Below are 21,434 nucleotides of genomic sequence, written 5' to 3'. Positions count from 1 at the left end.
GAGAACTGAAGAAAGGATTTGCATGACGAAATTGACCGAACAGAAGCACGCGCCGGAAGCCAAGGCACTCGCTGACGCCGTCCTCACCGCTGCTGGAAGCGGCCTACGCCACTACAGCACGGCGAAGATGCGAGAGGCAATCCTGGTCGCTGCCCAGCAAGGCATTGACGCAGGCCGGGCCGATCTGCTGGAAGCGCTGAAGGAGGTGGAACGCCATCACATCGAACAGAATCGTGTCAAGGGTAGGGATGCAAGCAGGAGCAAAACACTTGCGATAGTTCGTGCCGCCATTGGTAACGCCACCGGCAAGGAGGCAGCATGAAGCCCTTCGACAACTACGAAATCAGCCCCTGCACCCGCACCGAGGAGCCGGACAAGCCCGGTCACTTCTACTTCGAGGTGTGCGTGCCGCACGAGGCTGATGTCTGGACGCTGTACGGCCACCTTCCCGAAGGGGGTGTGGAGGCCATCGGCGACTTTGCCACCCGCGAGCACGCCGAGCAGGTGTTCCAGCGAATCACGGGGATACCGTTTGCCGACACGAAATCAGTACGGAACCGGCTGCGGGTAATGCACGCGGGACAGAGCCTGTTGGAATCTCTCCAGTCACTTGCAGAGCACGCTGACGAGGACTGCCCACACGGCTATCGCAGCCGGCACCTCGTCGAGGCGTTGGTAGAGGCAAACGAAGTTATCGCCGAAGCGACCGGGAGGGCAGCATGACCCGCACACCCCCCGTTACCTGCCAGGCCGACATCGACGCCATGACGCAGGAACAAGCCCGCCAGTGGCTCATCGCCAACGACCGTGAGGCCGCCGACTACTGGGCTGAATTGCCTGCCGATACCGACTTCCGCGAAGCCGTCACGGTCAATTGCCGGGACTTCGGTTTCGACGAGGGGCATGTCCCCGGCGTCACCACAAGCCGCTCAGACGCCGCCCCCGACCGCGCAGACGTCCACGTCGCTGGCAAGTTCACCGTCACCGTCATTCGTACCGACCAGGGGATGGTCATCGACGTGTACCCGAATGGCTGGGACGCGCCGCTGGAAACCTTCACCGTCTGGGATGACGACGTGCCTGCGGCAGAAAGCGAGGCAGCATGACCAGACTCTCCCACGGCATCTCCTTCAGCCTCCTTCCGTCCGAACTCATCGTTGACAACTTCGCCGGTGGCGGCGGTGCCTCCCTCGGTATCGAGATGGCCCTCGGCCGCTCGCCGGACATCGCCATCAACCACGACCGCGAAGCCATCGCCATGCACTGGGCCAATCACCCGAGCACGCGGCACTACTGCGAGGACGTGTGGGAGGTGAACCCCGCCGAGGCCTGCGCCGGTCGTCCGGTCGGGCTGGCCTGGTTCTCTCCCGACTGCAAGCACTTCTCCAAGGCGAAGGGCGGCAAGCCGGTCAGCAAGAAGATCCGCGGCCTCGCGTGGATTGTGGTGAAGTGGGCAAAGGCCGTGCAGCCCCGCGTCATCATTCTGGAGAATGTCGAGGAGTTTCAGGACTGGGGGCCGCTCGACGACGAGGGCTACCCATGCCCCGAGCGGAAGGGAAAGACGTTCCAGCGGTGGCTCGCCCAGCTCCGGAACCTCGGCTACGTCGTCGAGTGGCGCGAGTTGCGGGCGTGCGATTACTCCGCGCCCACCATCCGGAAGCGGCTGTTTATCGTCGCACGGCGGGACGGACAGCGCATCGTGTGGCCGGAGCCGACCCACGCCAGCCCGAAGAAAATAGGCACCGACCTCTTCACCAGCCACCTGCAACCGTGGCGGACGGCGGCCGAGTGCATCGACTGGTCCATCCCGTGTCCGAGCATCTTCGAACGGAAGAAGCCACTCGCCGAAAACACGCTTCGCCGTGTGGCTGCAGGCCTTCGCCGGTACGTAATCGACGCACCGGAGCCGTTCATCATCAGCCTGACACATCATGGCGGCGACCGGGTGGAACCGCTGAATGAGCCGTTCCGCACCGTGACGGGCGCGAAGCGGGGCGAGAAGGCGTTGGTGACGCCTTACCTCGTAGGGGCGGGCGGCCCGACTTTTTCCGGCAAGCCGCGTGCCCTGAACCAGCCGCACGGAACACTGACCGCTGACCCGCATTCCGCCATTTGCGTCCCCACCCTTATCCAGACCGGGTACGGTGAGCGGGAAGGCCAGGCACCGCGAGTCCCGGGCATCGACAAGCCGCTCGGGACGGTGGTCGCCGGTGGGCCGAAGCACGCCTTGGTGGCTGCGTTTCTCGCCAAGCACTATGGCGGAGTAGTCGGCCACGGTGTCGGGCAGCCCATCGGCACGGTGACAGCTTCCGACCACCACAGCCTGGTCACATCAAACCTCGTGAAGCTGCGCGGCACCTGCCGCGACGGCCAGCCAGTTACCGACCCGATGGCGACGATCAGCGCCCAGGGCCTCCACCTCGCCGAGGTGCGGGCTTTTCTGGTCAAGTACTTCGGCACCGACCAGGACCCGCGGCTCGACGAACCGATGCACACCGTCACGGCAAAGCACCGCTTTGGGTTGGTGACGGTTTACGGGGAGGAGTACCTAATTGCCGACATCGGCCTGCGGATGCTGACGCCCCGCGAACTGTACCGCGCACAGGGTTTCCATGAAGAGTACATCATCGACCTAGAGTTTGAAGGGAAACCGCTGACGAAGACGGCCCAGGTGCGGATGTGCGGCAACTCGGTCAGCCCCCCGAACGCGGCGGCGATGGTACGGGCGCAGTTCGGGCTGGCGCCGATGGGGCGGGCAGCATGACCTTCCGCGTCCAGAAAACCGCTTGCTCAACCTGCATCTACCGCAAGGATTCGCCGCTCGACCTCGCCAAGCTCGAAGCCGACGTAGCCGACCCGCACGGCGGCTTCAAGGGCCACCGCATCTGCCACCACTCTGACGACGCTTGCTGCCGGGGCTTCTGGAATCGGCACAAGGACGAGTTCCCAGCGGGGCAGATTGCCCAGCGGCTCGACTTGGTGAAGTTCGTGGACGTGGACACGTTGGCGGGAAAGGATGGCTGTCATGCTGTGTGACCGCATTGCATCTGCCAAATGGCACACCGAAGCTTCGATCCGGTCCCAGGTTCCAACAGAGCTTGAGCCGGTTCACCTGATCGTCGATGCCCACCGAGCGTCCGATATCACGAATGAGCAGGCGAGAGACATGCTGGAGAAGGCCGGTTTCTCCCAAGATCAACTGCGGGCATACTTCGCCGCTCTCGACCGACAGTTGGCAATCATGAACTCGTGCGATGGCAAGACGGCGTTCCGCCTCTTGGATGGGAGCATGTCGGAGGAGCGGCACTTCGCTTTCCGTGAGGATGTCGCCCGCGCCCAGCGTTTCGCACTTACCCGCGCATTCGCGGACGCCAGCCTGACCAAACTCGCCACGCCGCAGACCGTGGCGGATGCGGCTAAGTGGTTCCGGCTGTCTCATGACCCTATGTGGATGGAGTGGGAGTTTTCGGATCATCCAGCCCATCACTTCGGGGCATTACTGACTGCAGCCGGGGACGACGGGCGAGGGGTGCAGGTCCGGCTGGCCGACGCGGCAGGGGTTGGCTACCTGCACGTCACCGAGGGAACCATCTGGCCTGACACCGTCCGGTTGGCCGAGGGCGGCGACTGCAAGGTGGAGGTGGACGGCGAACTGGAGCGCTGGCCGGGCATGGCCCTGTTGATCGTCGACTATGTCGTCCGCATCAACTCTCCTCGGATCACCGAGACCCGACCGTGCGACGACCTGACCGCTCTCAACCACAAACGGTCGAAGAACGGCAAGCCGCCTTTGTTCAGCCACCACATCGTCGACCTGAACAAGCAGGTAAAGGCCGGGTTACGATTGGCGGAACGGTTCGATGCGGATGAGGCCGCTCACGGCAAGCGGCGACTGCACTGGCGGCGTGGGCATTTCAAATGCTGCCGCACCGGTGTGTTCTGGTGGAACCCGCACTTGGCGGGTAAGGCCGAGTTGGGCCTGATAGAGAAGGATTACGTTGCATGACTCACGGCTTCAACCACGTCATCTCGGAGAGCAGCAAAGACGAGTGGCTCACCCCTCCGCACATCATCCGCGCCCTCGGCCAGTTCGACCTCGACCCGTGCGCCCCGGTTAACCGCCCGTGGGAAATGGCTTCGCGGCACTACACCGTGGACGACGACGGGCTGCGTCAACCGTGGGAAGGCCGGGTCTGGTGCAACCCGCCCTACGGTGCGGAAACCTTCAAGTGGATGAACCGCTGCGCCGAGCACGGCAACGCCATCGGGCTCATCTTCGCCCGGACGGAAACGAAGGGTTTTCACGCCGAAATCTGGGCGAAGGCCGACGCGGTGTTCTTCTTCAAGGGTCGGTTAGCCTTCCACCACGTTGACGGCACGAAGGCCGCGAGCGCGAACGCCCCGAGCTGTCTCATCGCCTACGGGCAGAACAACGTTGCCGCGATTGCCTCCTCCGGGTTGGCCGGAGTGTTGGTGAAGCCGATTCGAGCGACAGAGGACGCGGCTTCTGGCTGTGCGTTATCTGCTTGACCCTCGCCCGCGTTCACCTCGGCACTGCTCCCGGACAGTACAAGCTCGCTTTCGACGGTTGCTCGGCTTTCAAGCGTCAGCTCCGCTCCGTGCTGGCCACCCCGGCCGGGGCATCGCTTCTGACCGTCACCGACCACGGCACAATGTGGGTGGAGGCGGTGTACCCAGCGGGTGTTCCGGGTGCGGACGCCTGGGCGAAGCGGGCCGCCGAGCTTGCATCGGAAATCTGGGCGACGCTCGTCGAACGCCGCACGGTGCGGGGACGTGCATGACGGAAGAAATCACCCGCGACCTGTTCCACTGCGTCTCGCTGATTGCGTTCGCCGAGGTGTGGCGGGAAACAGGCCAATTTCCGCCGGACAGCGAGGCGGTGCGGCAGAAAGCCTACGCGCTGTACGAGGCGGAGCTGCGGGTGAAGAACGCGGGCGGGCGGGAATGACGACACGGGTGACGATGGAGTCAACCACCTTGCCCGCTGAGTTCGATGAGCCGCTGAACCTCCGGCCGCCCGTACTTCGCGCCGCCGGTGAGCACGCGAAGGTTCGGCAGGATGTCCACCCCGCCGTAGCCGTGAGTGTGGCCGCACAGCACGGTCATTGTCCGGTCAGGCGCGGCCGCCATCACCTCGAACAGTACATCCCCAACCGCCTTGCAGGAGAAGAACGGCAGCCAGTCGTCGCCGGAGACCTTCCCCTCGTGCCAGCAGGACTCGCGGAACGGCGGAACGTGCGTCGCCACGAGGACGTGCCGGAACCGGGCGAGCGCGTCCGGCAGCACGGAGCGGAAATGTGCGGCCGCCTCGTCGCCGAGGGCGTGGAGCTTGGCCAGCCGTTCGTTCGGGTCTTCCTCGAACCCGCCGAACTCCCCGATCAGCCCGAAGTCGTTCAGCAGTACGTCGGAACCGTGGTAGTCGCCGAACCGCCCGTCACCCCAGCCGTCGTGGCCGACCAGGCACGCCTCGTCGGTGAGCGGCACCACGCCCGCATCGGGCAGCCAGTGCAGGTTCGGAGTGACCGAGCATAGCGACCGCACCTTCTCCCGCACGCCGGCAATCGAACCTCGATAGAAGTCGTGGTTGCCGAGGACGAAGTACACCGGGCGAGCAACTCGGTCGGCAAATGCGTGAAGGTGAACCGCGACGTCGTCGGCCTCGGCGATGTCGCCGGTGAGGACGAATGCATCGGCCGCCGTGTCGGCGAGCATGGCAACGAAGGCCGCCTGCGCGGGCGGGCGCAGGAAGTTGAGGTGGATGTCGGTAAGCCAGGCGAGGTTCATCCAGCAGTTATGGCACGAGTGGGTGGGGGGAGTCAACCAGCGGCGGTACGAGGAGGACATCCGAACGTCGGTAGGCGCGGTCTGCTCCGCCCTGAGTCACCGCTCTTTCGGCGACACGTCCTTGATGTCGATGGAGTCGAACACCGTGTCGCCGTCGCCGGCCTTGAACCCATGCGTGGCCTCTACCAGGAACGGCCAGCGGGCGAGCGTGAGGTAATCATAAACCTCCCAGAACTTCGGCCCGCTTCCCTTGACCGTCACCTGCCAGTGCTTGGCCCCCGTGAACAGCAGCGTGAACTCGCCACCCTTGTAGGTCGCGTGGCTATCAAGGTGAAAATACATCATCGTGACCACGCTGCCGTCCTTCTTGACGATGTGCAGGCGCGGCAGCGTCTTGTTCGCCGGACGCGGCCACGACTGCGGCGTCATCGCGGTGAACGGCAGCGCCTCCTCGTCGCCCCCGGCGTCCTGTTGCGGCGGCACATCTTCCGCCACTTCGCCGTTCTTACGGAATGCCGAAAACTTACCTTGCATGGCTGTGCTCCTTCTGCTTTTGCCGCTCGGACATACCACCCTTGCTACGCCCGCGCAAGGCTTCCCACACCTGCCGTGCGCGCCGCGCCATCCACCACTCCCGTCGCCGCTTCGGCTTCATCAACTCCGTCGCTGACTTCCGCTCGTCCGCCCGCTTGATGGCGTCACGAAGCACCGCCGGAGCCATGCCGGTGAAGACGGTCGCCTGGTCGCGGCCTCGTGACACGCTGACGTAGAACTGCTCGGCGGTGATGGCCGGGAGCGACTCGTGCCCCATGGCGATGAGCACGCGGTCAACGGTCTTCCCCTGAGAAGAGTGCGAGGTGGCGACGTAGCCGTGGGCGAGGTGACCGAAGCCCGCCGGGATGTGCCAGCCGTTCGTGAGCCGGATGGCGCCGGATTCCTCGAACCCCGCCACCTGATACTGCGCCCCGTTGTCGAGGCGGTGCTTCTTGTCCGTCGTCCAGCCGCCGCCGGTGATGCGGATGCGGTCGCCCTCGGCTAGTTGCAGCTCCGCCGGCGAGTACACCGCGAAGGTAGTCGGCTTGCCCAGCCGGTCGCCCGGCTTGAAGTCCGCGATGGCGACGACCCGCCCGGCCTTGAACGTTCCCCCGTCGCGGTGGTATCGCACAACTTCGGTGCCGTCGTACCGCTCCAGGTCGGCCTTCTCGGCGTCCGTCCAGTGCAGCGGGGTGAGGGTGGGGACGGTGCGCTCCTCCGTGGCCAGCAGCCCGCGCTGCTTCAGCCCGTCGCGGATGGCCGCTGTGACCTCGTTCGCCTCGGCGTGCGTCGGCGACACGGCCAGCACGCGGTCGGTGATGTCCTGGTCGCTGCGCTTGGTGTCCACCGCTTCGAGGTAGGCGTCCACCAGGGGCTGGTTGTGGTCGAACACCGGCGTCTGCTTCACCCAGCCGAGGGCGTTCAGCTTGTCGAAACCGTCGGTGATGTTCCCCGCCGCGATGGAAGCCACCGCCTGCTTGTAATCCCCCTTCTGGCGGCGGATGTCCTTGAGCCGCGCCACTGGAAGCCCCGCGTACCGCTCCAGCACCCGGAGCATGTTCCCGTCGCGCGCCACGGCGCGGTGCTGCTTCGGGTCGCCCTGAAGCACCAGCCGGGCGTTCTGGGCTTCCGCCACGGCCACCAGCCGGGACAGGTCGCGGATGGGAAGCTGCCCGGCCTCGTCCACCCAGATGACGCCGTTCTTCACCGCCTGCTGCCGCTGCGCGCTGTTCAAGAACGCGGTGACGGTGTCGGCATTCTGGAAGCCTTCCCGCCGCAGCACGCCGCGTGACGCCTCGGCGCCGGGGGCGATGATGTCCACCGGACGGTCGATCCGCTGGAACGCCTGCCGCACCGCGAATGTCTTGCCCGTGCCCGCGTCGCCCACCACCAGCATCACCCGGTCGGGCGAGGTGAGGACGTGGTTCACCATGACGGCCTGCTCAGGGGAGAGGGCTGGCGCAGAAACCGCTTGCCGTTCGGGGGAGGGTGTGGCAGTGTGGTCGAGTCTATGGGGAGCAAGCCCTCTGCCTGAAGGCCGCTCCGACTCGTTGGGGCGGCCTTTTTCGTTGCCCATCGCCCGGCACGACCCACGCCCGCCACGGGCGAACGCGATGACCTTCTGCTCCTCGGCCAGCACGTCCCGCGTCGTCGCCTCGCCGTCCTTCAACAGCAGCCCCTGCCGCTTCGCTTCCGGCATCACGTCTTCCGGCCGCACCACGCCCATGCCGCGTTCCAGGGCGGTTATCGCGACCTGGGGCTGAGCGACCACCGACCGCCGCTCGAAGTTGTGCGACAGCGAATACTCCACCGCCTCTCGCACGCTGCCCTTCTCCGGCGGGTTCTGCCCGAGCATCGCCGACCGGATGACCTCGGCCACCTGCCGGGCTTCGTCCGGCGTCACGCGGCCGTCCCAGTAGCGGCGGTAATCCTCCAGCGTCATGTCGTCCCGCTTGAACTGCCGCGACGTTGCACCGAGCTTGTCTTTCGCCGGGCCGTCGATGCCGAGCTTCTCGGCCAGTGCCTCAACCTCCGCCGTGCGACGGGAGAATTTCTCCACCACCGACTTCGGCATGTCCTTGATGTCCCAGGTGTAGAACCGCTTGCCGCCTTGCCCGTCCGGTTTCATGCGGGTCTCGATGCCGTAGCCGAGGTCAGTCAGCTTTCTGGCTAACCGGGCGTCGAAGGCGCGGTCGAAGTACTTCCGCAGTTCCATCACGGGGCGGAACTTGATGGCCTTCCACTCACCCTCGACCGTGTCGAAGGTCAGGTTCGGGACGACCAGGTGGATGTGCCGGTCGGGGTCAGGCATCCCGTCCGACCGGGCGGGCCGCGTCTCAGGGTGCTCGAACCCGAACCACATGAGGTTGCCGGTCACCCGGTCTTCCATCGCGCCGCCCTTCCGCTTCCGGGTGGCAATCATCCCCTCGACTTCGGCCATCGTCTCGCGGGCGGCTTCCCACAGGGCGTCGTGGATGCGGGCGTCACCACGTTCGATGGCGATGGTCACGCCCTTGGGAATCGAGGCCGTGATGTCCCAGCCGGCCAGCCTGCCGTCAACGAGCTTCGAGGTGAGTTGCTCGCCGGTCTCGGGGTGCAGGCCCTGGAGGAGCCGCTTGAATTGGTCGGGGTCGGGGACACCGGAAATGCCGAGCAGGGAGGCGGCGTTGCCACCGACCTCGCGGCGGAGGTCAGACGCGCCGAGGTAATACCCGCCATCTGACTTGCCGTAATATGACGCGGCACTTTTTGCGTCGCGTATGTCTCTCATGCGAATCATCGGCCACCTGTAGCGCAGATGACCAATTGTAAGCAAGGAGTAAATGGGCGATGGCCGGGCTGCTCCGGGGTTTCGTCGCAAGCGACCCGCTTCGCGGCCCGGAGAATCCCTATCGCGGAAGTGCTTGTACGAGCGGAGCAGGCACGCTACGGTCACCTTGTGCTGCGGCGGCGTTCGCGCGACGACCACGATTCCGGGAGACTCGGCTTGCCGTGTCGGTGGTTAATCAGCCCGGCCCGCAGCACCTCACCCCGTCCGCCACAGCCATGCGGCGAACACGCCCGCGAGCACCAGGTCGGGCAGGCCGACCAGACCGGCCATCATCGGCAGCTCGCCGTTCCCCCACAAGCCGAGAAGGATGACCGCGAATGTCGCCTTCCCCGCCGTCCCGACCGTCAGGAACGTCCTGTCCGCCTTCCCCGTCCAGCCCATCCAGAAGTAAGCCACCCCGAACAGCGGCAGCCAAGCGGTCAGCACCCACAGATACAGCGGGTGCGCCTCGGGCAGGCCGACCATGTTGCGGAGGTGCGGGAACGGCGGGGCGAACACGGCGACCCCGCCTAGGTTCATCGGGCCGCACGCCATCAACAGCCACCGCATCCCGCGGCCGAAGCGGTTCTGTTCCACGAGCACCCTCCTGCTACCGCACCACGTCACCGTATTCAATGGAAGCACGGCTGACCGCCGGTTGATTCATGTCCAGGGGCCGGCTGCCCCTCGGTCGTCAAGGCCACGCCTTCGGTGGACGGTCAACGATTTTCCCCGGCCTGCGGCCTCCTCGCGGAAGTCAAAATCGCCGCCCGTCCAGCCCTGACGACCACACCCCCGCCGTTCGCCACGTGGCAGAAGGTATCGCCGCTTTGCAGCGATAACCTTCAAAACCACTTAACAAAGGAGCCTACACCATGACCACCAACACCCTTCAAGCCCTCGTCCGCCACAGCTACACCGCCACGGTGGAATTCGTCGGCACGCCCACCCTTGAGCAGCGGAAGGCGCTCAAATCCGCAGGCTACGACTACGACAAAGGCCGCTGGTTGAAGCACCAGACGCAAAGCAACGTAGTGGATGCTGAAAAAGCCGTTGCAGACGCGACCGCAGCTTAACCAACCGGGGGCGGTTAACTCCGCCCCCACCTACTACGGAAAGGACAACACCATGAGTTCACCCGCCCACAAGCTCCGCGATGGCTGCCTGCAAGTCGTAATCTGGCGGAACACCAACACCGAAGGCAAGACCTACTACACCGCCAACCCCACCCGAAGCTATCGCCAAGGCGACGAGACGTGGAAAGAAACCGACAGCCTGAACACCGACGACCTGCTGGCGATGGCGGAACTGATGCGCGAGGCGTACCGCTGGATTGTGAACCAGAAGCGGGCGGACGCCGCCGGGCGAAAGCAGTCGGACAACGTGTCCGCGAAGTGAAATCAACCGGGCGGGGTTCGCAGCCCCGCCCAACCTGAAAGGACGAAGCAATGCCACTCATCATGACCCTGCACCTATTCCCAACGAACGTTGACCCCGAAACCGGCCTCGTGCATGTGGCCGCCACGATTGAATTGTCGGCGCTCGACGCACTACTGCAACTCGAAGACGAAACCGCCACCTTGAACCCGGTTCCGGGCGAGTACGGAAAAATTGGAATCGCCTTCGAGGGGGCGACCCGGCTCGCCTCGCTACGGCTTCCCCCGGAGAAGGAAAAACGAGAGGAGGTGCTATCGCCCTGCTACGACATGCTCCAGGCCGTTGACCGACACATTCAAAACTACGCGGAGTACCTCAGCCGGGGCGAGTAAGCCGCCCGACTTAGCCGTCCTGGGCTGGGGGAGTTCCCCTGGCCCCGTTCGCGTGGGCGGTTTTGGCCGAAGATATTTTTGCTTACAGTCCCATGCCCTTCACTTTGGAAGGGGGTGCCAAGCCGGTGATTGCACGGAGCAAGAGCAAAATCAAGGGGTTAGCCCGATGCGGTTTTGGTAAGCCATTGAACCGTAAAGATGCCTCGCCAGCTCGTTGTACGCACGGGCTGCGTCGGTCTCGGAATCGAAGCCGCTGATGAAAACCCGTCCTCCCCGTGGCCCGGCGTGGACGAACCACTTGCCTGTTCTCTTGGACTGGTAAACGCCTTTGAACTGGCTCACCTTGCCTGCACGTGGTCGCCGGTTGACGTTGTTCTCTCGCGTGGTGCAAACCCGCAACTGGCTTTTCCGATTGTCGAGAGTCCGGTGGTAGATGTGGTCAACGACTTTGCCCTTGGGGGCGTTCATGACAACGCAGTGCAGGTAGCCTCCCAGATAGCTGGCAACGCGAAGCCCGCACTCCCTTCTGCACCGAGTTAGGTGCCATTTTCTAGCCGAAAGCCGCTGCAAGTCCTCGGCATCCACCAGCACCTCCAGATAGACTGGGTACAGATCGGTCAGGGAGTGCAGCAGGCACACCGCTCCGGTGTAGTCATCCTGGGCCGGGGGTGGCGGCACGGCATTGCTCGCGGGAAAAGCCGGACGTGGTGGGCGGGGTGGCTTCGGTGGCTTGGCTTGCCGCTCCGGCTTGGGCGCCAGCCGAGCATTCATCTCTTGAAGTGCAATGCGGAAGTAGTGTAAGCCTGACTCAGCCACGGCGAGTTCCTTTCGCTCCGGTAAAAAGCCGCCCCAGCATTCCAGTGCAGGGCGGCTTTGTCCTTTCTGCCACGGCGTCACGGCTGGCGCAAGTTCTCAGTAATCGCGGTACGGGTCCCGCCCGCAATCGGGGCACGTCTCCAGCCCGTACACCGCCTCGCAGGGGCACGGCGGTGACTGGGGAAGGCGTGAGTCGAGCCAGCAGAGCCAGCACATAGTGAGGAAGGAAATGGCGATGATGAAGAACTCGCTCATACCCCGTTCTCCCCGCTGATGGGCTGTGTGGGTGGGGTGGGGAGGGGCATCCAGTGGGTGGGCTGGGGCTCATGCTCATGGATCACACCTGCTGCGGTGCGCCATAGCTGCACCCTGCGGCTACCCATGTGCCCAAGTATCTCGCTCCGTGAGTAACGCCCTTCGATGACTTGCTCGTAGTGACGCAGCAAAAGGCTAGACCCGTCCTTCGGCGCGCTCTCAATCGGCATCCACCGCCCCGCCTGCGCCGCAGACCATGCTTCTTCGTAGCCTTCTTCATAAAGCAGATAGCTTGGTCTATCCGTACCGTCAGAGAGATAGCGTGACGGGCTGTTTCCAGCGTGGCGACTTTCAAACGCCTCCCGACATTGCGCCCGCTGCTCGGGGGTGAGGGGGCTTTTCGTGCGGGTGTCGGTCATGCTTCGTCCTTGATGTGCTTGGGTTGATCGTCACGCCGCTCGTAGGCCAGGATGGGTGCGGGCACCGCCTGCACCTGCCGCTCAGGGATTCCGATCTTTCTGGCCGCGAGCCTGTCGCTCTCCAAAGGCTGCACGTCGTAGATGGTCGGGTTGCAGCGATGCACCCCCATGACGCGGCCACGGCACTCGTAGTTGCCCCGTGCGTCGAGCACCATGACCTCCTGGCCGTGGGTGAAGGCGGCGGTCATGGCTGAAACCCTGCACAGAACAGGGCAAGGCTGGCGGCCACTGCGGATAGGGCGAAGAACACCGGCTTGTTTTCCCCGGAGCGGTCCATCGCGGCGATCAGGTAGCACAGCAGGGCCGTCAGAATCAGGAACTGGAAGTCGCTCATAGCCCGCTCTCCCTGAACCGCTTCCCGTCCAGCAGCTTCAGCACTGCCTCGGCCTTCGCGAGGTCGGTAACGCCCCACAACTCGGCGATCTGATCCGCCCGTGTGCCACTGTCGTACACCGCGTAGCCCTTTGGCTGCGAGGTGCTGGCGACGAGAGCGTTCATCGCCCGGCGGGACTCCGGCGAATACCCCACCGGCTCCGGCTTCATCGTCAGGGTGGTGGACATCGCCACGAGCAGGCAGCAGACTGCCGTGTGCCACAGGGTGAGGCCGGGGCGGTGCATCCTATTCATCGCCGTGCTCCACCGTCGCGGGGTTGGTGGCGACGGGTCGGCAGCGGGCTTTCCAATCGGCGAAAGGCACGTTGCTGATCACCACTTTCGGTTCCTGCATGTACTGCTGGAACAGCAGCGGGTCGAGCACTGCGGTTAACGGGTCGATCTTCATAGGTGTCTCCTTTACCATGGTGTGCGTGGTTTCCGATAAGTGCCTCGGTCGTTTGCTGCCTCAAGCCTTTCGCGTTCTTCTTCTTCGGCATTCTCTTCGCGCCGCCCGCGCCCAGCCTCCCACTTGATGGCATCCTGCTGGGCTTCGAGCGGCGTGGCGAAGAACGAGAGGCTTTCTTCGTTGCGGTTCACGTCAAGCCACGACCAGCCGCCGTGGTACTCGGCTACCTCGTAATCTGTCGCGTTCAGCGTAAAGTTCAGCATGTGCGATTCTTCGTTTTCGGTTGACATGTGTTTTCAGTGAATGCAGAGTGCCTGAAGTAAACCGTTAGCGCAACAGATATTTGCAGCCAGTGCGAACATTCACAGAAGCCGAGTTAGAACAGCTACTTACCCCCACAGAGGCAGCCGCCTTAAAGGGGTGTAGCCTCAACACGTTCAAGTACAGGGTGGAAAAACCCGGATGCCCGAAAGCGGTTCCGGTGGGGGGTGGCGAAGTGCGCTACGTCCCGGCGGAGATCGCCGCATGGAACCCGCCGACCCATGCCAAACGAAAGCCAAGGCGCCACGACTGAAAACATCAACAGGGGGAAGACACATGAAGTTCCAAATCACCAAGACGAAGCAAGGCCACGTCGTCGAGCTGCTCGACGGCAACGGCAAGCCGACACTGCGCGGCACCCGCACCTACGCTCGCCTCCGCGATGCCGAGCGTGCCGTCACCCGCATCCAGCAGGAGGCGATGTTCGCCCCCGTGGAGGCCGCATGAAGGTGGATCTCCTCGCCCTGACGCGGGAACAGTACGCCAAACTGCATCCCGAGCGTGACACCCGCGCCATGCCCACGGACGACACGTTTCTGGCGCTGGTGGCGGCCATCGAGTCCGTGCTGGCCCCGCTGGGCGACCAGCGGGTGCTCTTGCCGGGAGAGATGCATCGGTTCAACCGCCACAGCCCGAAGGACTCGAAATGACCCCGCTGCATCACGCCTTCGTGCTGAAGGGCTGGTCGCTCGACAAGAACCCACCCTCAGAGGTGAAGGCGGCGGTTGAGGCGATCATCGAGGTATTGGGCCAGGAAGCAGTGACCGTTGTGAGCACCGTTGTTCAGTTACCGCCCTTGCCGGATTCGGTTGAATCGAGCGAGACTCCGTGCCAGCCAGAAGCAGACGAGCCCGAAGCCGTTGCCGCTGATCCGGCGGACGACGAGCCAGAGCCAACCCCCGTTGCCTCGGAACCTGCTCGGGACGTTCAGCCCAGGAAGAAGCGTAACTTCTCGCCGGAAGCCCGTGCTGCGGCCTCGGAGCGGATGCGCGCCATGCAGGCCAAGAAGCGGGCGGAGAAAGAGGGCAAATCGTCGGAGGAACACTCCGTTCCCGCGCCACCCCTACCTGCACCTGTAAAGCCCTACGCCCCCGTTCCCTACGAGAAGCTGGCGTCAGACCACAGTGGTTACGCCGGCAAGCGCGACCCCGGGCAGCCGTTGACCGACGACGATTGGCCGGACATCAAAGCTCGGCTTACGAAAAGCCCGGACCGCCGCGCGATCGCTGGTGACTACGATGTCGAACTCGACGACCTGAACTTCTTCATCTCATCCTGCCAGCGGCGGGAGGGCAAGTCGCCGGGGGAAGCCCTCGCGCCGTCGTCCAGCGGGGCGAGCGGCGCAGTGAGGCGGACATGGTAGCGGAGTTCATCCGGAAACGCGGGGTGACGGCGTGCCCCGCGAGCGGTAGTCCGGAAATGGCCACGCTGCACATCGAGCGACAGCGAGCACGGGAGCTGGAAGGACGGTGGAGCTGGGGCGGAAGCAACATCCGCCGGAAGCGGAGGCAGCAATGACCAAACCGCCCATCGTGCTCTACCGCCCCAGCAAACCCTCGCCCCCGGTTAAGTCTCCGACCGAGCAGAACAAGTTCACCCCGGTAAACAAGCCTAACCCCCTATCCGTCGCCCAGGCCACTCTCGGCAGCCGCTTCGGCGAGCGTCCGGAAACCCTCCTGCTCGACGGCCAGCCTGCCAAGCTCGACCGGGTCATGCGGGAGACGAACCGCGTCCTGAAAGCCCAGGGCCTAGCGCAGGTAAATGCTAACCCGGCGTGGGTCGTGTGACCGGGTGGCGGGAGAGGGAGGCCGAGCTACGGGAACTGGTCGCAAGCGGGATGACCGACGCGGCGATCGCCGACCACTACGGCCTGCTTGACCCCAGCGCCATCAGCAACGCGAGGCGGGCGCTGGGCATCAAAACCACGCAGCGGCCGATGTTCCCCACGCCGGAGCCGGAACCCGGCCCCCAGCCCATCAGCATCTACACCGACGAGCACGGCCGGACGATCCGGGTCTACCCCGCAAGGTACGCCGTCGGGATGCAGCCGTTTACAGTCAGGCCGGGCAGGCGGCGAAGCTAAACGCCAAGCCGTCCGATTTCACCCCGGTAAGCCCATCGCTCGGCAAGCCATTCGGCCTGCTGCGCTGTTCCGCAGGACTTCCACCAGCAGGCGAACTTGCTCCGCCGCTTGTCCCCGGACAGCCGGAAGAAAGAAACGATCGCCCCATCGACCTCGGCGCGACGATTGCCGTGTTCGTAAACCAGCGTCATGCTGCCCCCTGAAGTAGTTCCCTCTCAAGCAGATAGGGCAGGCAGTCGGCGCTTCGCTTTTTGACGACGTTAGCCATCTGCTCGATCTGTCCGCAGCCGACAAAGTCGCTGATCCGCTTAGCGGAAGCGCAGGGGTCGGAAACGAGTTCCTCGAAGCTCATCACCAGTACGGGACCACCGAGCCGCCGCATGACATCGAACGCATCCCGCCGGGCGGGTGCGTAGCTACAGGCCAGCACCCGCACATCCCGCCGGGGCAGCCTGATGCCCGCAAGCTCTCGCAGCAATTTCGCCTGCGACTTCGCCTGCTGGGCATGATTGCGATCCAGCCATATCCAGCGGTACGGCCCACCGGGCGGCGGGTTGCATTCGGGGTTGATGACTTTAGAGGCACCTGCCGGCGGCGGTTCCCCGCCTAAGCCGTACTCCTCGCACTCGAACGAGGGGTAGTCGCCGGTCACCGGAAAGCCGGCCGCGTGCAGCATTTGCATCACCAGCGACGAGCCGCACCGTCCGAAGCCGCTGACGACGACAGGGGGAAGAAGCTGGGGCGTCATTCCCCGTCTTCCTCGAACAGCGGGAGCATCCCGAGGGCGCTCATGTAGGTGTCGAGGATGTTCTCCGCCTCCTCGCGCTCGCTCTGGTCCATCTTCCGGATTTTCAGGATCTGGCGGATAGCCTTCACGTCCCAGCCATTCCCCCGGGCCTCGGCGAACACGTCCTTGATGTCGTCCGCGATGCCCTTCTTTTCCTCTTCGAGCTTCTCCACGCGAGCGATGATGCTCTTGAGTTGATCTACCGCCACCCCGCCTGCGCGGGGCTTATTGCTGTTGTGTCCGACTTGGGTCATAGGCATTCTTTCTCTTTCATGCTAATCCTGGTTTTGCTTCGCACCACGCTCAGTGAATTCCTCTTCAGAAGGGGATCTCGTCGTCGAGCAGTTCGGAAGGAGGCTGTTGTGGCCGCTGGGCGGGGGGAGCATCATCTTCTTCGTGGCCCCCGTCACGATCGACCTTGTTCAGCATGGTGAGCGCCGCGCCGTAGCCCTGAAGCACCACTTCCGTGCTGTACCTATCGACGCCCGACTGGTCGGTCCACTTCCGGGTTTGAAGCTGCCCTTCGAGGTACACCTTCGAGCCTTTGGCCAGCCAGTTCTTGGCGACCTTGACCAGCCCTTCGGAGAAGATGACCACGCGATGCCATTCCGTGCGCTCCTTACGTTCTCCGCTGTTCTTGTCTTTCCAGCTCTCGGATGTGGCGACGGTGAGGTTGGCGATCTCCCGCCCGTCCTGCGTTGAGCGAATCTCGGGGTCTTTCCCCAGGTTGCCGATAAGGCAGACTTTATTTAGACTTCCGGACATTGATTTTCCTTTCGGTTGAGTTAGAAGTTGAGTTCACGAGGTGAGGGGTCGGCGACCTTCTGTCTATCGTCTGCCATCCGCGCGAGTTCCTTGTTCTCGTCGTGCTTCGGGAGCAGGAGTTTCTGCTGCTTCCCCGTCAGCGTCTCCCAGAACGCCACATAAGCGGCTGTTCCTTGGGCGGCGTATTCAGACCCCTGCCTGAACAGCACTTCGGGATTCTCCTCGGCAGGTGCGCCGCCGTCAGACCACGCGCGCAATTTGCGGCCCATCTCTTTCGTGACGAGGGGTTGCTCGCCGGCGAATAGCGGTAAGAGCGGTTCGGGGCACTTCGTGACGATCGGACGGTGCGTCCCCTCTTCCAGCAGCAGGGACAGAGTCATCTCGAACGTGAAGTTCTTCTCCTGGATCGGCTGCAGACCGATGGGCAGAAACTCCTCCTTGCCCTTATCGTTCCGCACCACCTTGATCTTCTCACGGGCGCGGAGGCAGAAGATGAGGTGCATCCCGGACGCGAGAAGGTGGTTCATCAGCCGCTTGTGCTCGCGCTTTGCCATAATCCAGTTCGGCGTCCCCCGCATCTTGTTGTTCTCGGCGATGTCCGAGCAACCGCCGTCACCTTCCCACTCGTGGGTCATGCTGTCGATCACCAGCACCCTGCACCCGTGCTTCTCGAACGCCTCGACTGCGTCGGAGTACCGCGCCGGGGCAAACGGCTCCTTCATCTCGGCGATCTCGTAGCCGTCCGGCATGGCGGCCATGATCCCTGGGCTGTCGGCGTACATGCTGCCGCGGCCGTTCTCGGTGTCGAGGAACCCAACAGGGCCCTTCCCAGCGAGGCCGGCGGCGAGTAGCAGCGCGGAGTAGGTTTTGCCCGAGCCGGAGACCCCGGCCAGGCTGATGAGCATCGGGACGGCTTTCCGCTTTGCGGGGCTGATGGTGAAGGTCATAGTCACCCCCTACGCCGCTTCGTTGGCGCGGGAGACAGCCCCGTCTTCCATCACGATGCCGATCTTCCCGGAGGAGTCGACACGCTCGATCCACACCTGGTAGCCGTTCCCCTTGGCCATCCCTTCGATGATGGCGAGTCCGTCGTCGTCGAGCAGCGACCCGTCCTTAATGCGGATCACCTTGAGTTTCGGGTTGGCGGCCATGGCAATGGCGACGCTGGTGCGGAGCTGTTCGGCCCCGGACGACTGGTCGAACGGGATGCCGTTAAGCAGCACCCGGCCTTCCGACAGCGACAGGCCGTCGATCGGCATCTTCGCGGCCGAGATGGCTCCCTCCTTCGTTTTAGTCCGCTCGGCCATCTTCGCGGTCAGGACTTCGCTCGCGGCCTCGGCCGTCTTCGCCTGATCGAGGAGCTTGGTTCGTTCAGCTCGGAGGGAGAATTCAGCGTTACGCGCCTGGGCCTCGGCAATCCGAGTACGGAGGTCATCGACCACGATTTTGGCCGGTAACGGTTCGGCCGTGTCGAGCTTCTCCTGCCAGTCGGCGACCTGCTTTTTCATGGCAGCCACTTTAGCTTCCAGCAGGACGATCTCCGCGTGGGTGGCCTGGATCTGGGCGGCGGTGTCCTCTCGACGTTGCGCCCGTGTATCAATGTCCGCGTTGTGCTGGGCCGCGGTGGAGAGTTCGTTGACCAGAGCGTCCACGTCGATCGGCTGTTCCATCGCCTCGAACTTGAACTCGAAGCCCTCCGCCCGCGTGCGATACTCCTTCTCCTCGCGGTTGCGGAGGGTTCGCGTTTCGTAATCCAGCTTGTTCTGGGCATCGAGGGCGTCCAAATCGACCTCGATCTTTGCGATGCGCTTCAGCTCGGTGTATTGCTTCGCTCCGTCCATCGTGGCGAACGCCAGTGGGTCGAACGACAACTCTCCGATGAGGTCGTCGAGCATCTTCTGAGGGGACGGGAACCGTGCCCCCTCGGCGTTCTCTACCGTCAGAGTCGAGCCCTTGTCGGTGAACTTCCGGGTCACGACGATCTCGCCGAGGTCAAGCTTGATTCGGGCACTTTCCTGCCCCTTGCGGATCGGCATCGCCTGAATCTCCTTGGTGCCGCCCAGCGCCCACCAGATGGAGTCGAGAACCGACGTCTTGCCGGACCCGTTCTTGCCCGTGATCTGGACCACGTCGGTGCCGGGGGTGATGTCCACCACCTTAAGTTTCTTCACGTTCTCGGCAGTAAGTTGGAGTATTTTCATTGGGTAAATCCTTTCAGTTGGTTGGCTAGCTGAACATCAGCATGGGAAGGTCGGTATCGTCGAGCTGGTGCGGCGGCGGGTGGTCCCGCCACGGTCCGTCGCCGTACTTGGTGATGCACTCCGCGTACAGGTTTTTCATGTCACTAATTCGCATATACGCGGACGACCAGTACACGTTCAGATCCGCCCCGACCGCGCCCGCCTCCTTCATGAGCACCATTCGCAGGTCGAACGGAGGTGCGGATTCGATGAACACCAGCACGAACCCGTGTTCCTCGCTCTCGGTGAACTCTTTCAGCCACTGCTCGCTCACGTCCCCGTGGGTGCATATTTCCCCGGCGGCCAGGAGTTGCCGGGCCTGTTCGCGGACGAAGTTGTAGAGGACGCACTGGATGAGGTAGCCCTCGTAGAAGATGGCTTCGAAGACGGCCTTCTCGACCGGCTTGCCGCGCGAGTTGGAGAACGTCTTGATGTCCACGGTGGAGCGGGGCCGCACGTAATCCATCCGTGCCTTGAGCATCACCCCCGTCTCGGGGTCTCGGACGAAGAACGATACCTCCGGCATGCCCCCGCTGAGGGCGGCCGTGACGTATGGGTCGGCGGCCATGGCCGCGCCGGCCCCGGCGATCTTCTTCGACTCTTCCTTGCCGAGGAATGTCTTGCCCGCGTGTTCGGCGGCGTGGCGCTCCAGTTCGAGGTCCCAGATGACGGCAGGGAGCCCGCTCGCGACGATGCGTTCAATGAGGTCGGACTTCTTTTTGGCAGACTTCGGCAGGCCGTTCGCTTCGAGGAACGCCTTCATGTCGTCCGCCGTGACCAGCGCGCCGGGGTAGTCCTCCGGCGACAGCTTCATGGCGAAGTGGCGGGCGAACCGCTCGGGCTCCAGGGCGTAGCAGTGCGTGGCCTTGCCGAACCGCCGCGCCCCCGTGTCCTCCTCGGGCTCGCGGTCGGGGTTCAGGTTCCGGTGCCAATAGTTCAACTTCGATACGGTGAGGTGCTTTATGCCACTGCACGACAGCCCCTCGGCAGCGTGATAGACATCCTCGGGCATATCGAAGTAAATGCCTGGCTCGACGACGGGGCGTTGCTTGTTTGCCATCCTTGGCTCCATTCATTTGTTGACATTCTTCATTCAGCGTGGCCAATTTAAACCACGGATTGAAACCACGCGCAAGCAGAAAGTGCGACCATGAATGATGTTTTTTTAGCGCGAGCTGCGGTCAAGATTGCGGGCAGCATTCGCGCACTTGAAGAGCTTTCCGGGACGAGTCGTCACTCTGTCATGCGGTTGCTGAACGGGAAAACAAAGCGGTTGCAGTCGCCGACCCGCGAAAAGCTGGAACGCTTCGTTAATGCAGAGTGAGTCGAAAACGCTGTTCCAGTCCTTCGTCAGGAGGGGCTTCTCCGACCGGGACGCTCTTTTCGCACTCATGGACTATTGGGCCGATTCCAATCACTCCGGCCGCGAACGCCAGCAGGAGCGAATCGCGTTGCTCGAGGCGGACATTGCCAAATTGACGAAGGCGGTCGCCGACCTGAAGGCGAAGGTCGCAGGGGTGGATGGCCACACGGGGCAGACTTGACCCGTCTCTGGCTTCCATTCCCCCCTTCGGTGAACAACCTGTTCGTGAACAACCCCCGCACCGGCGGCCGTTTTCCCAGCTCCCGCTACAAGGCGTGGCAAGCCGACGCTCTCGAAGCACTGCTGAAGCAACCTGACCGCTTCCACCGCCACGTGGAACCTGTGGAGGTGCTGTACGCGTTCGGCAGGCCAGACAAGCGGGCCAGAGACGTGTTCAACCTGGAGAAGGTCGTAAGCGACTTCCTCGTCAAGCGGGCGATTCTGGCGGACGATTCGCTCATCCACCGAGGCACAGTGGAGTGGGGCCACACGCCTGGAGTGACGGTCACGATAGAACCGCTATCAGCAAGCAATCTGGTTAACTACCCTTAACGATAAAATCCTCGTCAAGATGGACGGGCTGTGGTAGTGGTCGAACAGCTCCCCCGTGAGCTTATCAGAGCGGGG

At 63.7% G+C, this 21,434-nt stretch carries 39 protein-coding genes; 20 read left to right on the top strand and 19 right to left on the bottom strand.

Going from position 1 to position 21,434, the window contains the following annotated elements:
• The first annotated feature begins 22 nt into the window (after window positions 1-22).
• The 9 genes from J8F10_RS09195 to J8F10_RS09155 are packed head-to-tail and all read left to right on the top strand — an operon-like array spanning window position 23 to window position 4,969.
• A complete protein-coding gene (locus tag J8F10_RS09195; protein WP_210653533.1) occupies window positions 23-322 on the top strand; it encodes a hypothetical protein in 300 nt (99 codons plus the stop codon).
• Complete coding sequence (locus tag J8F10_RS09190) at window positions 319-723, top strand: hypothetical protein (RefSeq protein WP_210653532.1); 405 nt, start codon at window positions 319-321, stop codon at window positions 721-723. Before J8F10_RS09195 ends, J8F10_RS09190 begins: the two co-directional genes overlap by 4 nt.
• Window positions 720-1,106 carry a hypothetical protein gene (locus J8F10_RS09185; RefSeq protein WP_210653531.1) on the top strand — a complete coding sequence of 129 codons (387 nt, stop codon included), beginning with the start codon at window positions 720-722 and terminating at the stop codon, window positions 1,104-1,106. The genes J8F10_RS09190 and J8F10_RS09185 overlap by 4 nt, the downstream gene beginning before the upstream one ends.
• Window positions 1,103-2,764 carry a DNA cytosine methyltransferase gene (locus J8F10_RS09180; protein ID WP_210653530.1) on the top strand — a complete coding sequence of 554 codons (1,662 nt, stop codon included), beginning with the start codon at window positions 1,103-1,105 and terminating at the stop codon, window positions 2,762-2,764. Before J8F10_RS09185 ends, J8F10_RS09180 begins: the two co-directional genes overlap by 4 nt.
• On the top strand, window positions 2,761-3,036 hold the full coding sequence (locus tag J8F10_RS09175; protein ID WP_210653529.1) for a hypothetical protein: 276 nt from the start codon (window positions 2,761-2,763) through the stop codon (window positions 3,034-3,036). The genes J8F10_RS09180 and J8F10_RS09175 overlap by 4 nt, the downstream gene beginning before the upstream one ends.
• Entirely contained in the window at window positions 3,026-4,006 is a 981-nt protein-coding gene (locus J8F10_RS09170; protein ID WP_210653528.1) for a hypothetical protein, read from the top strand. Before J8F10_RS09175 ends, J8F10_RS09170 begins: the two co-directional genes overlap by 11 nt.
• Window positions 4,003-4,530 carry a DNA N-6-adenine-methyltransferase gene (locus J8F10_RS09165; protein ID WP_210653527.1) on the top strand — a complete coding sequence of 176 codons (528 nt, stop codon included), beginning with the start codon at window positions 4,003-4,005 and terminating at the stop codon, window positions 4,528-4,530. Before J8F10_RS09170 ends, J8F10_RS09165 begins: the two co-directional genes overlap by 4 nt.
• On the top strand, window positions 4,527-4,802 hold the full coding sequence (locus tag J8F10_RS09160) for a hypothetical protein (protein ID WP_210653526.1): 276 nt from the start codon (window positions 4,527-4,529) through the stop codon (window positions 4,800-4,802). The genes J8F10_RS09165 and J8F10_RS09160 overlap by 4 nt, the downstream gene beginning before the upstream one ends.
• Window positions 4,799-4,969 (top strand): hypothetical protein, encoded by a 171-nt coding sequence (locus J8F10_RS09155; protein WP_210653525.1) that lies wholly within the window; start codon window positions 4,799-4,801, stop codon window positions 4,967-4,969. The genes J8F10_RS09160 and J8F10_RS09155 overlap by 4 nt, the downstream gene beginning before the upstream one ends.
• A 20-nt stretch (window positions 4,970-4,989) precedes the next feature.
• Here J8F10_RS09155 and J8F10_RS09150 read toward each other — a convergent pair whose 3' ends face one another.
• The 4 genes from J8F10_RS09150 to J8F10_RS09135 form a co-directional block, all read right to left on the bottom strand.
• Window positions 4,990-5,805, bottom strand: coding sequence for a metallophosphoesterase family protein (locus J8F10_RS09150; RefSeq protein WP_210653524.1), 816 nt, complete (start codon window positions 5,803-5,805; stop codon window positions 4,990-4,992).
• 96 nt (window positions 5,806-5,901) lie between these two features.
• Complete coding sequence (locus tag J8F10_RS09145; RefSeq protein ID WP_210653523.1) at window positions 5,902-6,339, bottom strand: hypothetical protein; 438 nt, start codon at window positions 6,337-6,339, stop codon at window positions 5,902-5,904.
• Window positions 6,329-9,109 carry a MobF family relaxase gene (gene mobF, locus J8F10_RS09140; protein ID WP_210653522.1) on the bottom strand — a complete coding sequence of 927 codons (2,781 nt, stop codon included), beginning with the start codon at window positions 9,107-9,109 and terminating at the stop codon, window positions 6,329-6,331. The genes J8F10_RS09145 and mobF overlap by 11 nt, the downstream gene beginning before the upstream one ends.
• 255 nt (window positions 9,110-9,364) lie before the next feature.
• Window positions 9,365-9,745 carry a hypothetical protein gene (locus tag J8F10_RS09135; RefSeq protein WP_210653521.1) on the bottom strand — a complete coding sequence of 127 codons (381 nt, stop codon included), beginning with the start codon at window positions 9,743-9,745 and terminating at the stop codon, window positions 9,365-9,367.
• 278 nt (window positions 9,746-10,023) lie between these two features.
• Between J8F10_RS09135 and J8F10_RS09130 the strand changes: the two genes are divergently transcribed.
• The 3 genes from J8F10_RS09130 to J8F10_RS09120 are packed head-to-tail and all read left to right on the top strand — an operon-like array spanning window position 10,024 to window position 10,917.
• Window positions 10,024-10,224, top strand: a complete 201-nt coding sequence (locus J8F10_RS09130; RefSeq protein ID WP_210653520.1) for a hypothetical protein — start codon at window positions 10,024-10,026, stop codon at window positions 10,222-10,224.
• A gap of 52 nt (window positions 10,225-10,276) precedes the next feature.
• The gene (locus tag J8F10_RS09125) at window positions 10,277-10,546 is read left to right on the top strand and encodes a hypothetical protein (protein WP_210653519.1); all 270 of its coding nucleotides are present in this window, start codon (window positions 10,277-10,279) and stop codon (window positions 10,544-10,546) included.
• Between the two features lie 50 nt (window positions 10,547-10,596).
• Window positions 10,597-10,917, top strand: a complete 321-nt coding sequence (locus J8F10_RS09120; protein WP_210653518.1) for a hypothetical protein — start codon at window positions 10,597-10,599, stop codon at window positions 10,915-10,917.
• A gap of 150 nt (window positions 10,918-11,067) precedes the next feature.
• Here J8F10_RS09120 and J8F10_RS40310 read toward each other — a convergent pair whose 3' ends face one another.
• From J8F10_RS40310 to J8F10_RS09080, 8 genes are all read right to left on the bottom strand, one after another.
• Window positions 11,068-11,595 carry an AP2 domain-containing protein gene (locus J8F10_RS40310; RefSeq protein WP_210653517.1) on the bottom strand — a complete coding sequence of 176 codons (528 nt, stop codon included), beginning with the start codon at window positions 11,593-11,595 and terminating at the stop codon, window positions 11,068-11,070.
• A gap of 234 nt (window positions 11,596-11,829) precedes the next feature.
• Complete coding sequence (locus J8F10_RS09110) at window positions 11,830-11,988, bottom strand: hypothetical protein (RefSeq protein WP_210653516.1); 159 nt, start codon at window positions 11,986-11,988, stop codon at window positions 11,830-11,832.
• Entirely contained in the window at window positions 11,985-12,116 is a 132-nt protein-coding gene (locus J8F10_RS40735; protein ID WP_390891132.1) for a DUF551 domain-containing protein, read from the bottom strand. The genes J8F10_RS09110 and J8F10_RS40735 overlap by 4 nt, the downstream gene beginning before the upstream one ends.
• A gap of 287 nt (window positions 12,117-12,403) precedes the next feature.
• Entirely contained in the window at window positions 12,404-12,655 is a 252-nt protein-coding gene (locus J8F10_RS09100; RefSeq protein WP_210653514.1) for a hypothetical protein, read from the bottom strand.
• The gene (locus J8F10_RS09095; RefSeq protein WP_210653513.1) at window positions 12,652-12,801 is read right to left on the bottom strand and encodes a hypothetical protein; all 150 of its coding nucleotides are present in this window, start codon (window positions 12,799-12,801) and stop codon (window positions 12,652-12,654) included. Before J8F10_RS09095 ends, J8F10_RS09100 begins: the two co-directional genes overlap by 4 nt.
• Window positions 12,798-13,094, bottom strand: a complete 297-nt coding sequence (locus J8F10_RS09090; protein WP_210653512.1) for a hypothetical protein — start codon at window positions 13,092-13,094, stop codon at window positions 12,798-12,800. The genes J8F10_RS09095 and J8F10_RS09090 overlap by 4 nt, the downstream gene beginning before the upstream one ends.
• Entirely contained in the window at window positions 13,087-13,248 is a 162-nt protein-coding gene (locus J8F10_RS09085) for a hypothetical protein (RefSeq protein ID WP_210653511.1), read from the bottom strand. Before J8F10_RS09085 ends, J8F10_RS09090 begins: the two co-directional genes overlap by 8 nt.
• Window positions 13,249-13,259: 11 nt before the next feature.
• Complete coding sequence (locus tag J8F10_RS09080) at window positions 13,260-13,538, bottom strand: hypothetical protein (protein WP_210653510.1); 279 nt, start codon at window positions 13,536-13,538, stop codon at window positions 13,260-13,262.
• 307 nt (window positions 13,539-13,845) lie between these two features.
• Between J8F10_RS09080 and J8F10_RS09075 the strand changes: the two genes are divergently transcribed.
• The 5 genes from J8F10_RS09075 to J8F10_RS09055 all read left to right on the top strand — a co-directional run bounded on the left by J8F10_RS09075 (window position 13,846) and on the right by J8F10_RS09055 (window position 15,652).
• Window positions 13,846-14,016: a hypothetical protein gene (locus J8F10_RS09075; RefSeq protein ID WP_210653509.1), complete on the top strand. Its 171-nt coding sequence runs from the start codon at window positions 13,846-13,848 to the stop codon at window positions 14,014-14,016.
• Window positions 14,013-14,219: a hypothetical protein gene (locus J8F10_RS09070; RefSeq protein ID WP_210653508.1), complete on the top strand. Its 207-nt coding sequence runs from the start codon at window positions 14,013-14,015 to the stop codon at window positions 14,217-14,219. The genes J8F10_RS09075 and J8F10_RS09070 overlap by 4 nt, the downstream gene beginning before the upstream one ends.
• The gene (locus tag J8F10_RS09065; protein ID WP_210653507.1) at window positions 14,216-14,932 is read left to right on the top strand and encodes a hypothetical protein; all 717 of its coding nucleotides are present in this window, start codon (window positions 14,216-14,218) and stop codon (window positions 14,930-14,932) included. Before J8F10_RS09070 ends, J8F10_RS09065 begins: the two co-directional genes overlap by 4 nt.
• Before the next feature lie 151 nt (window positions 14,933-15,083).
• Window positions 15,084-15,356: a hypothetical protein gene (locus tag J8F10_RS09060; protein WP_210653506.1), complete on the top strand. Its 273-nt coding sequence runs from the start codon at window positions 15,084-15,086 to the stop codon at window positions 15,354-15,356.
• Window positions 15,353-15,652 carry a hypothetical protein gene (locus J8F10_RS09055; RefSeq protein WP_210653505.1) on the top strand — a complete coding sequence of 100 codons (300 nt, stop codon included), beginning with the start codon at window positions 15,353-15,355 and terminating at the stop codon, window positions 15,650-15,652. The genes J8F10_RS09060 and J8F10_RS09055 overlap by 4 nt, the downstream gene beginning before the upstream one ends.
• Here the strand turns inward: J8F10_RS09055 and J8F10_RS09050 are convergent.
• The 7 genes from J8F10_RS09050 to J8F10_RS09020 all read right to left on the bottom strand — a co-directional run bounded on the left by J8F10_RS09050 (window position 15,649) and on the right by J8F10_RS09020 (window position 20,504).
• Complete coding sequence (locus J8F10_RS09050) at window positions 15,649-15,843, bottom strand: hypothetical protein (RefSeq protein ID WP_210653504.1); 195 nt, start codon at window positions 15,841-15,843, stop codon at window positions 15,649-15,651. The genes J8F10_RS09055 and J8F10_RS09050 overlap by 4 nt on opposite strands.
• Window positions 15,840-16,400 (bottom strand): hypothetical protein, encoded by a 561-nt coding sequence (locus J8F10_RS09045; RefSeq protein ID WP_210653503.1) that lies wholly within the window; start codon window positions 16,398-16,400, stop codon window positions 15,840-15,842. Before J8F10_RS09045 ends, J8F10_RS09050 begins: the two co-directional genes overlap by 4 nt.
• Window positions 16,397-16,693, bottom strand: a complete 297-nt coding sequence (locus J8F10_RS09040; RefSeq protein ID WP_210653502.1) for a DUF2312 domain-containing protein — start codon at window positions 16,691-16,693, stop codon at window positions 16,397-16,399. The genes J8F10_RS09045 and J8F10_RS09040 overlap by 4 nt, the downstream gene beginning before the upstream one ends.
• A gap of 64 nt (window positions 16,694-16,757) precedes the next feature.
• Window positions 16,758-17,204, bottom strand: coding sequence for a single-stranded DNA-binding protein (gene ssb, locus J8F10_RS09035; RefSeq protein ID WP_210653501.1), 447 nt, complete (start codon window positions 17,202-17,204; stop codon window positions 16,758-16,760).
• 20 nt (window positions 17,205-17,224) lie between these two features.
• On the bottom strand, window positions 17,225-18,151 hold the full coding sequence (locus J8F10_RS09030; RefSeq protein ID WP_210653500.1) for an AAA family ATPase: 927 nt from the start codon (window positions 18,149-18,151) through the stop codon (window positions 17,225-17,227).
• A 9-nt stretch (window positions 18,152-18,160) separates the two neighbouring features.
• On the bottom strand, window positions 18,161-19,405 hold the full coding sequence (locus J8F10_RS09025) for an AAA family ATPase (protein ID WP_210653499.1): 1,245 nt from the start codon (window positions 19,403-19,405) through the stop codon (window positions 18,161-18,163).
• Between the two features lie 25 nt (window positions 19,406-19,430).
• The gene (locus J8F10_RS09020; RefSeq protein ID WP_246523100.1) at window positions 19,431-20,504 is read right to left on the bottom strand and encodes a PD-(D/E)XK nuclease-like domain-containing protein; all 1,074 of its coding nucleotides are present in this window, start codon (window positions 20,502-20,504) and stop codon (window positions 19,431-19,433) included.
• Between the two features lie 90 nt (window positions 20,505-20,594).
• Between J8F10_RS09020 and J8F10_RS09015 the strand changes: the two genes are divergently transcribed.
• Genes J8F10_RS09015 through J8F10_RS09005 form a run of 3 tightly spaced genes read left to right on the top strand, consistent with a single transcriptional unit; the run spans window position 20,595 to window position 21,359 of the window.
• Window positions 20,595-20,768 carry a hypothetical protein gene (locus J8F10_RS09015; protein WP_210653498.1) on the top strand — a complete coding sequence of 58 codons (174 nt, stop codon included), beginning with the start codon at window positions 20,595-20,597 and terminating at the stop codon, window positions 20,766-20,768.
• A complete protein-coding gene (locus J8F10_RS09010) occupies window positions 20,758-20,988 on the top strand; it encodes a hypothetical protein (RefSeq protein WP_210653497.1) in 231 nt (76 codons plus the stop codon). The genes J8F10_RS09015 and J8F10_RS09010 overlap by 11 nt, the downstream gene beginning before the upstream one ends.
• The gene (locus tag J8F10_RS09005; RefSeq protein WP_210653496.1) at window positions 20,985-21,359 is read left to right on the top strand and encodes a RusA family crossover junction endodeoxyribonuclease; all 375 of its coding nucleotides are present in this window, start codon (window positions 20,985-20,987) and stop codon (window positions 21,357-21,359) included. The genes J8F10_RS09010 and J8F10_RS09005 overlap by 4 nt, the downstream gene beginning before the upstream one ends.
• The last annotated feature ends 75 nt before the right edge of the window (window positions 21,360-21,434 follow it).

Origin of the sequence: Gemmata palustris (assembly GCF_017939745.1) — a bacterium.
GTDB lineage: Bacteria > Planctomycetota > Planctomycetia > Gemmatales > Gemmataceae > Gemmata > Gemmata palustris.
This window is presented reverse-complemented; position numbering and strand designations above follow the sequence as displayed.

Excerpts from the sequence above, each read along its gene's own strand:
- J8F10_RS09195 (WP_210653533.1), top strand. The coding sequence starts at position 23 with ATGACGAAATTGACCGAACAGAAGCACGCGCCGGAAGCCAAGGCACTC.
- J8F10_RS09190 (WP_210653532.1), top strand. The coding sequence starts at position 319 with ATGAAGCCCTTCGACAACTACGAAATCAGCCCCTGCACCCGCACCGAG.
- J8F10_RS09185 (WP_210653531.1), top strand. The coding sequence starts at position 720 with ATGACCCGCACACCCCCCGTTACCTGCCAGGCCGACATCGACGCCATG.
- J8F10_RS09180 (WP_210653530.1), top strand. The coding sequence starts at position 1,103 with ATGACCAGACTCTCCCACGGCATCTCCTTCAGCCTCCTTCCGTCCGAA.
- J8F10_RS09175 (WP_210653529.1), top strand. The coding sequence starts at position 2,761 with ATGACCTTCCGCGTCCAGAAAACCGCTTGCTCAACCTGCATCTACCGC.
- J8F10_RS09170 (WP_210653528.1), top strand. The coding sequence starts at position 3,026 with ATGCTGTGTGACCGCATTGCATCTGCCAAATGGCACACCGAAGCTTCG.
- J8F10_RS09165 (WP_210653527.1), top strand. The coding sequence starts at position 4,003 with ATGACTCACGGCTTCAACCACGTCATCTCGGAGAGCAGCAAAGACGAG.
- J8F10_RS09155 (WP_210653525.1), top strand. The coding sequence starts at position 4,799 with ATGACGGAAGAAATCACCCGCGACCTGTTCCACTGCGTCTCGCTGATT.
- J8F10_RS09150 (WP_210653524.1), bottom strand. The coding sequence starts at position 5,805 with ATGAACCTCGCCTGGCTTACCGACATCCACCTCAACTTCCTGCGCCCG.
- J8F10_RS09145 (WP_210653523.1), bottom strand. The coding sequence starts at position 6,339 with ATGCAAGGTAAGTTTTCGGCATTCCGTAAGAACGGCGAAGTGGCGGAA.
- mobF (WP_210653522.1), bottom strand. The coding sequence starts at position 9,109 with ATGAGAGACATACGCGACGCAAAAAGTGCCGCGTCATATTACGGCAAG.
- J8F10_RS09130 (WP_210653520.1), top strand. The coding sequence starts at position 10,024 with ATGACCACCAACACCCTTCAAGCCCTCGTCCGCCACAGCTACACCGCC.
- J8F10_RS09125 (WP_210653519.1), top strand. The coding sequence starts at position 10,277 with ATGAGTTCACCCGCCCACAAGCTCCGCGATGGCTGCCTGCAAGTCGTA.
- J8F10_RS09120 (WP_210653518.1), top strand. The coding sequence starts at position 10,597 with ATGCCACTCATCATGACCCTGCACCTATTCCCAACGAACGTTGACCCC.
- J8F10_RS09110 (WP_210653516.1), bottom strand. The coding sequence starts at position 11,988 with ATGAGCGAGTTCTTCATCATCGCCATTTCCTTCCTCACTATGTGCTGG.
- J8F10_RS40735 (WP_390891132.1), bottom strand. The coding sequence starts at position 12,116 with ATGGGTAGCCGCAGGGTGCAGCTATGGCGCACCGCAGCAGGTGTGATC.
- J8F10_RS09100 (WP_210653514.1), bottom strand. The coding sequence starts at position 12,655 with ATGACCGCCGCCTTCACCCACGGCCAGGAGGTCATGGTGCTCGACGCA.
- J8F10_RS09095 (WP_210653513.1), bottom strand. The coding sequence starts at position 12,801 with ATGAGCGACTTCCAGTTCCTGATTCTGACGGCCCTGCTGTGCTACCTG.
- J8F10_RS09090 (WP_210653512.1), bottom strand. The coding sequence starts at position 13,094 with ATGAATAGGATGCACCGCCCCGGCCTCACCCTGTGGCACACGGCAGTC.
- J8F10_RS09085 (WP_210653511.1), bottom strand. The coding sequence starts at position 13,248 with ATGAAGATCGACCCGTTAACCGCAGTGCTCGACCCGCTGCTGTTCCAG.
- J8F10_RS09080 (WP_210653510.1), bottom strand. The coding sequence starts at position 13,538 with ATGTCAACCGAAAACGAAGAATCGCACATGCTGAACTTTACGCTGAAC.
- J8F10_RS09075 (WP_210653509.1), top strand. The coding sequence starts at position 13,846 with ATGAAGTTCCAAATCACCAAGACGAAGCAAGGCCACGTCGTCGAGCTG.
- J8F10_RS09070 (WP_210653508.1), top strand. The coding sequence starts at position 14,013 with ATGAAGGTGGATCTCCTCGCCCTGACGCGGGAACAGTACGCCAAACTG.
- J8F10_RS09065 (WP_210653507.1), top strand. The coding sequence starts at position 14,216 with ATGACCCCGCTGCATCACGCCTTCGTGCTGAAGGGCTGGTCGCTCGAC.
- J8F10_RS09060 (WP_210653506.1), top strand. The coding sequence starts at position 15,084 with ATGACCAAACCGCCCATCGTGCTCTACCGCCCCAGCAAACCCTCGCCC.
- J8F10_RS09050 (WP_210653504.1), bottom strand. The coding sequence starts at position 15,843 with ATGACGCTGGTTTACGAACACGGCAATCGTCGCGCCGAGGTCGATGGG.
- J8F10_RS09045 (WP_210653503.1), bottom strand. The coding sequence starts at position 16,400 with ATGACGCCCCAGCTTCTTCCCCCTGTCGTCGTCAGCGGCTTCGGACGG.
- J8F10_RS09040 (WP_210653502.1), bottom strand. The coding sequence starts at position 16,693 with ATGACCCAAGTCGGACACAACAGCAATAAGCCCCGCGCAGGCGGGGTG.
- ssb (WP_210653501.1), bottom strand. The coding sequence starts at position 17,204 with ATGTCCGGAAGTCTAAATAAAGTCTGCCTTATCGGCAACCTGGGGAAA.
- J8F10_RS09030 (WP_210653500.1), bottom strand. The coding sequence starts at position 18,151 with ATGACCTTCACCATCAGCCCCGCAAAGCGGAAAGCCGTCCCGATGCTC.
- J8F10_RS09025 (WP_210653499.1), bottom strand. The coding sequence starts at position 19,405 with ATGAAAATACTCCAACTTACTGCCGAGAACGTGAAGAAACTTAAGGTG.
- J8F10_RS09020 (WP_246523100.1), bottom strand. The coding sequence starts at position 20,504 with ATGGCAAACAAGCAACGCCCCGTCGTCGAGCCAGGCATTTACTTCGAT.
- J8F10_RS09015 (WP_210653498.1), top strand. The coding sequence starts at position 20,595 with ATGAATGATGTTTTTTTAGCGCGAGCTGCGGTCAAGATTGCGGGCAGC.
- J8F10_RS09010 (WP_210653497.1), top strand. The coding sequence starts at position 20,758 with ATGCAGAGTGAGTCGAAAACGCTGTTCCAGTCCTTCGTCAGGAGGGGC.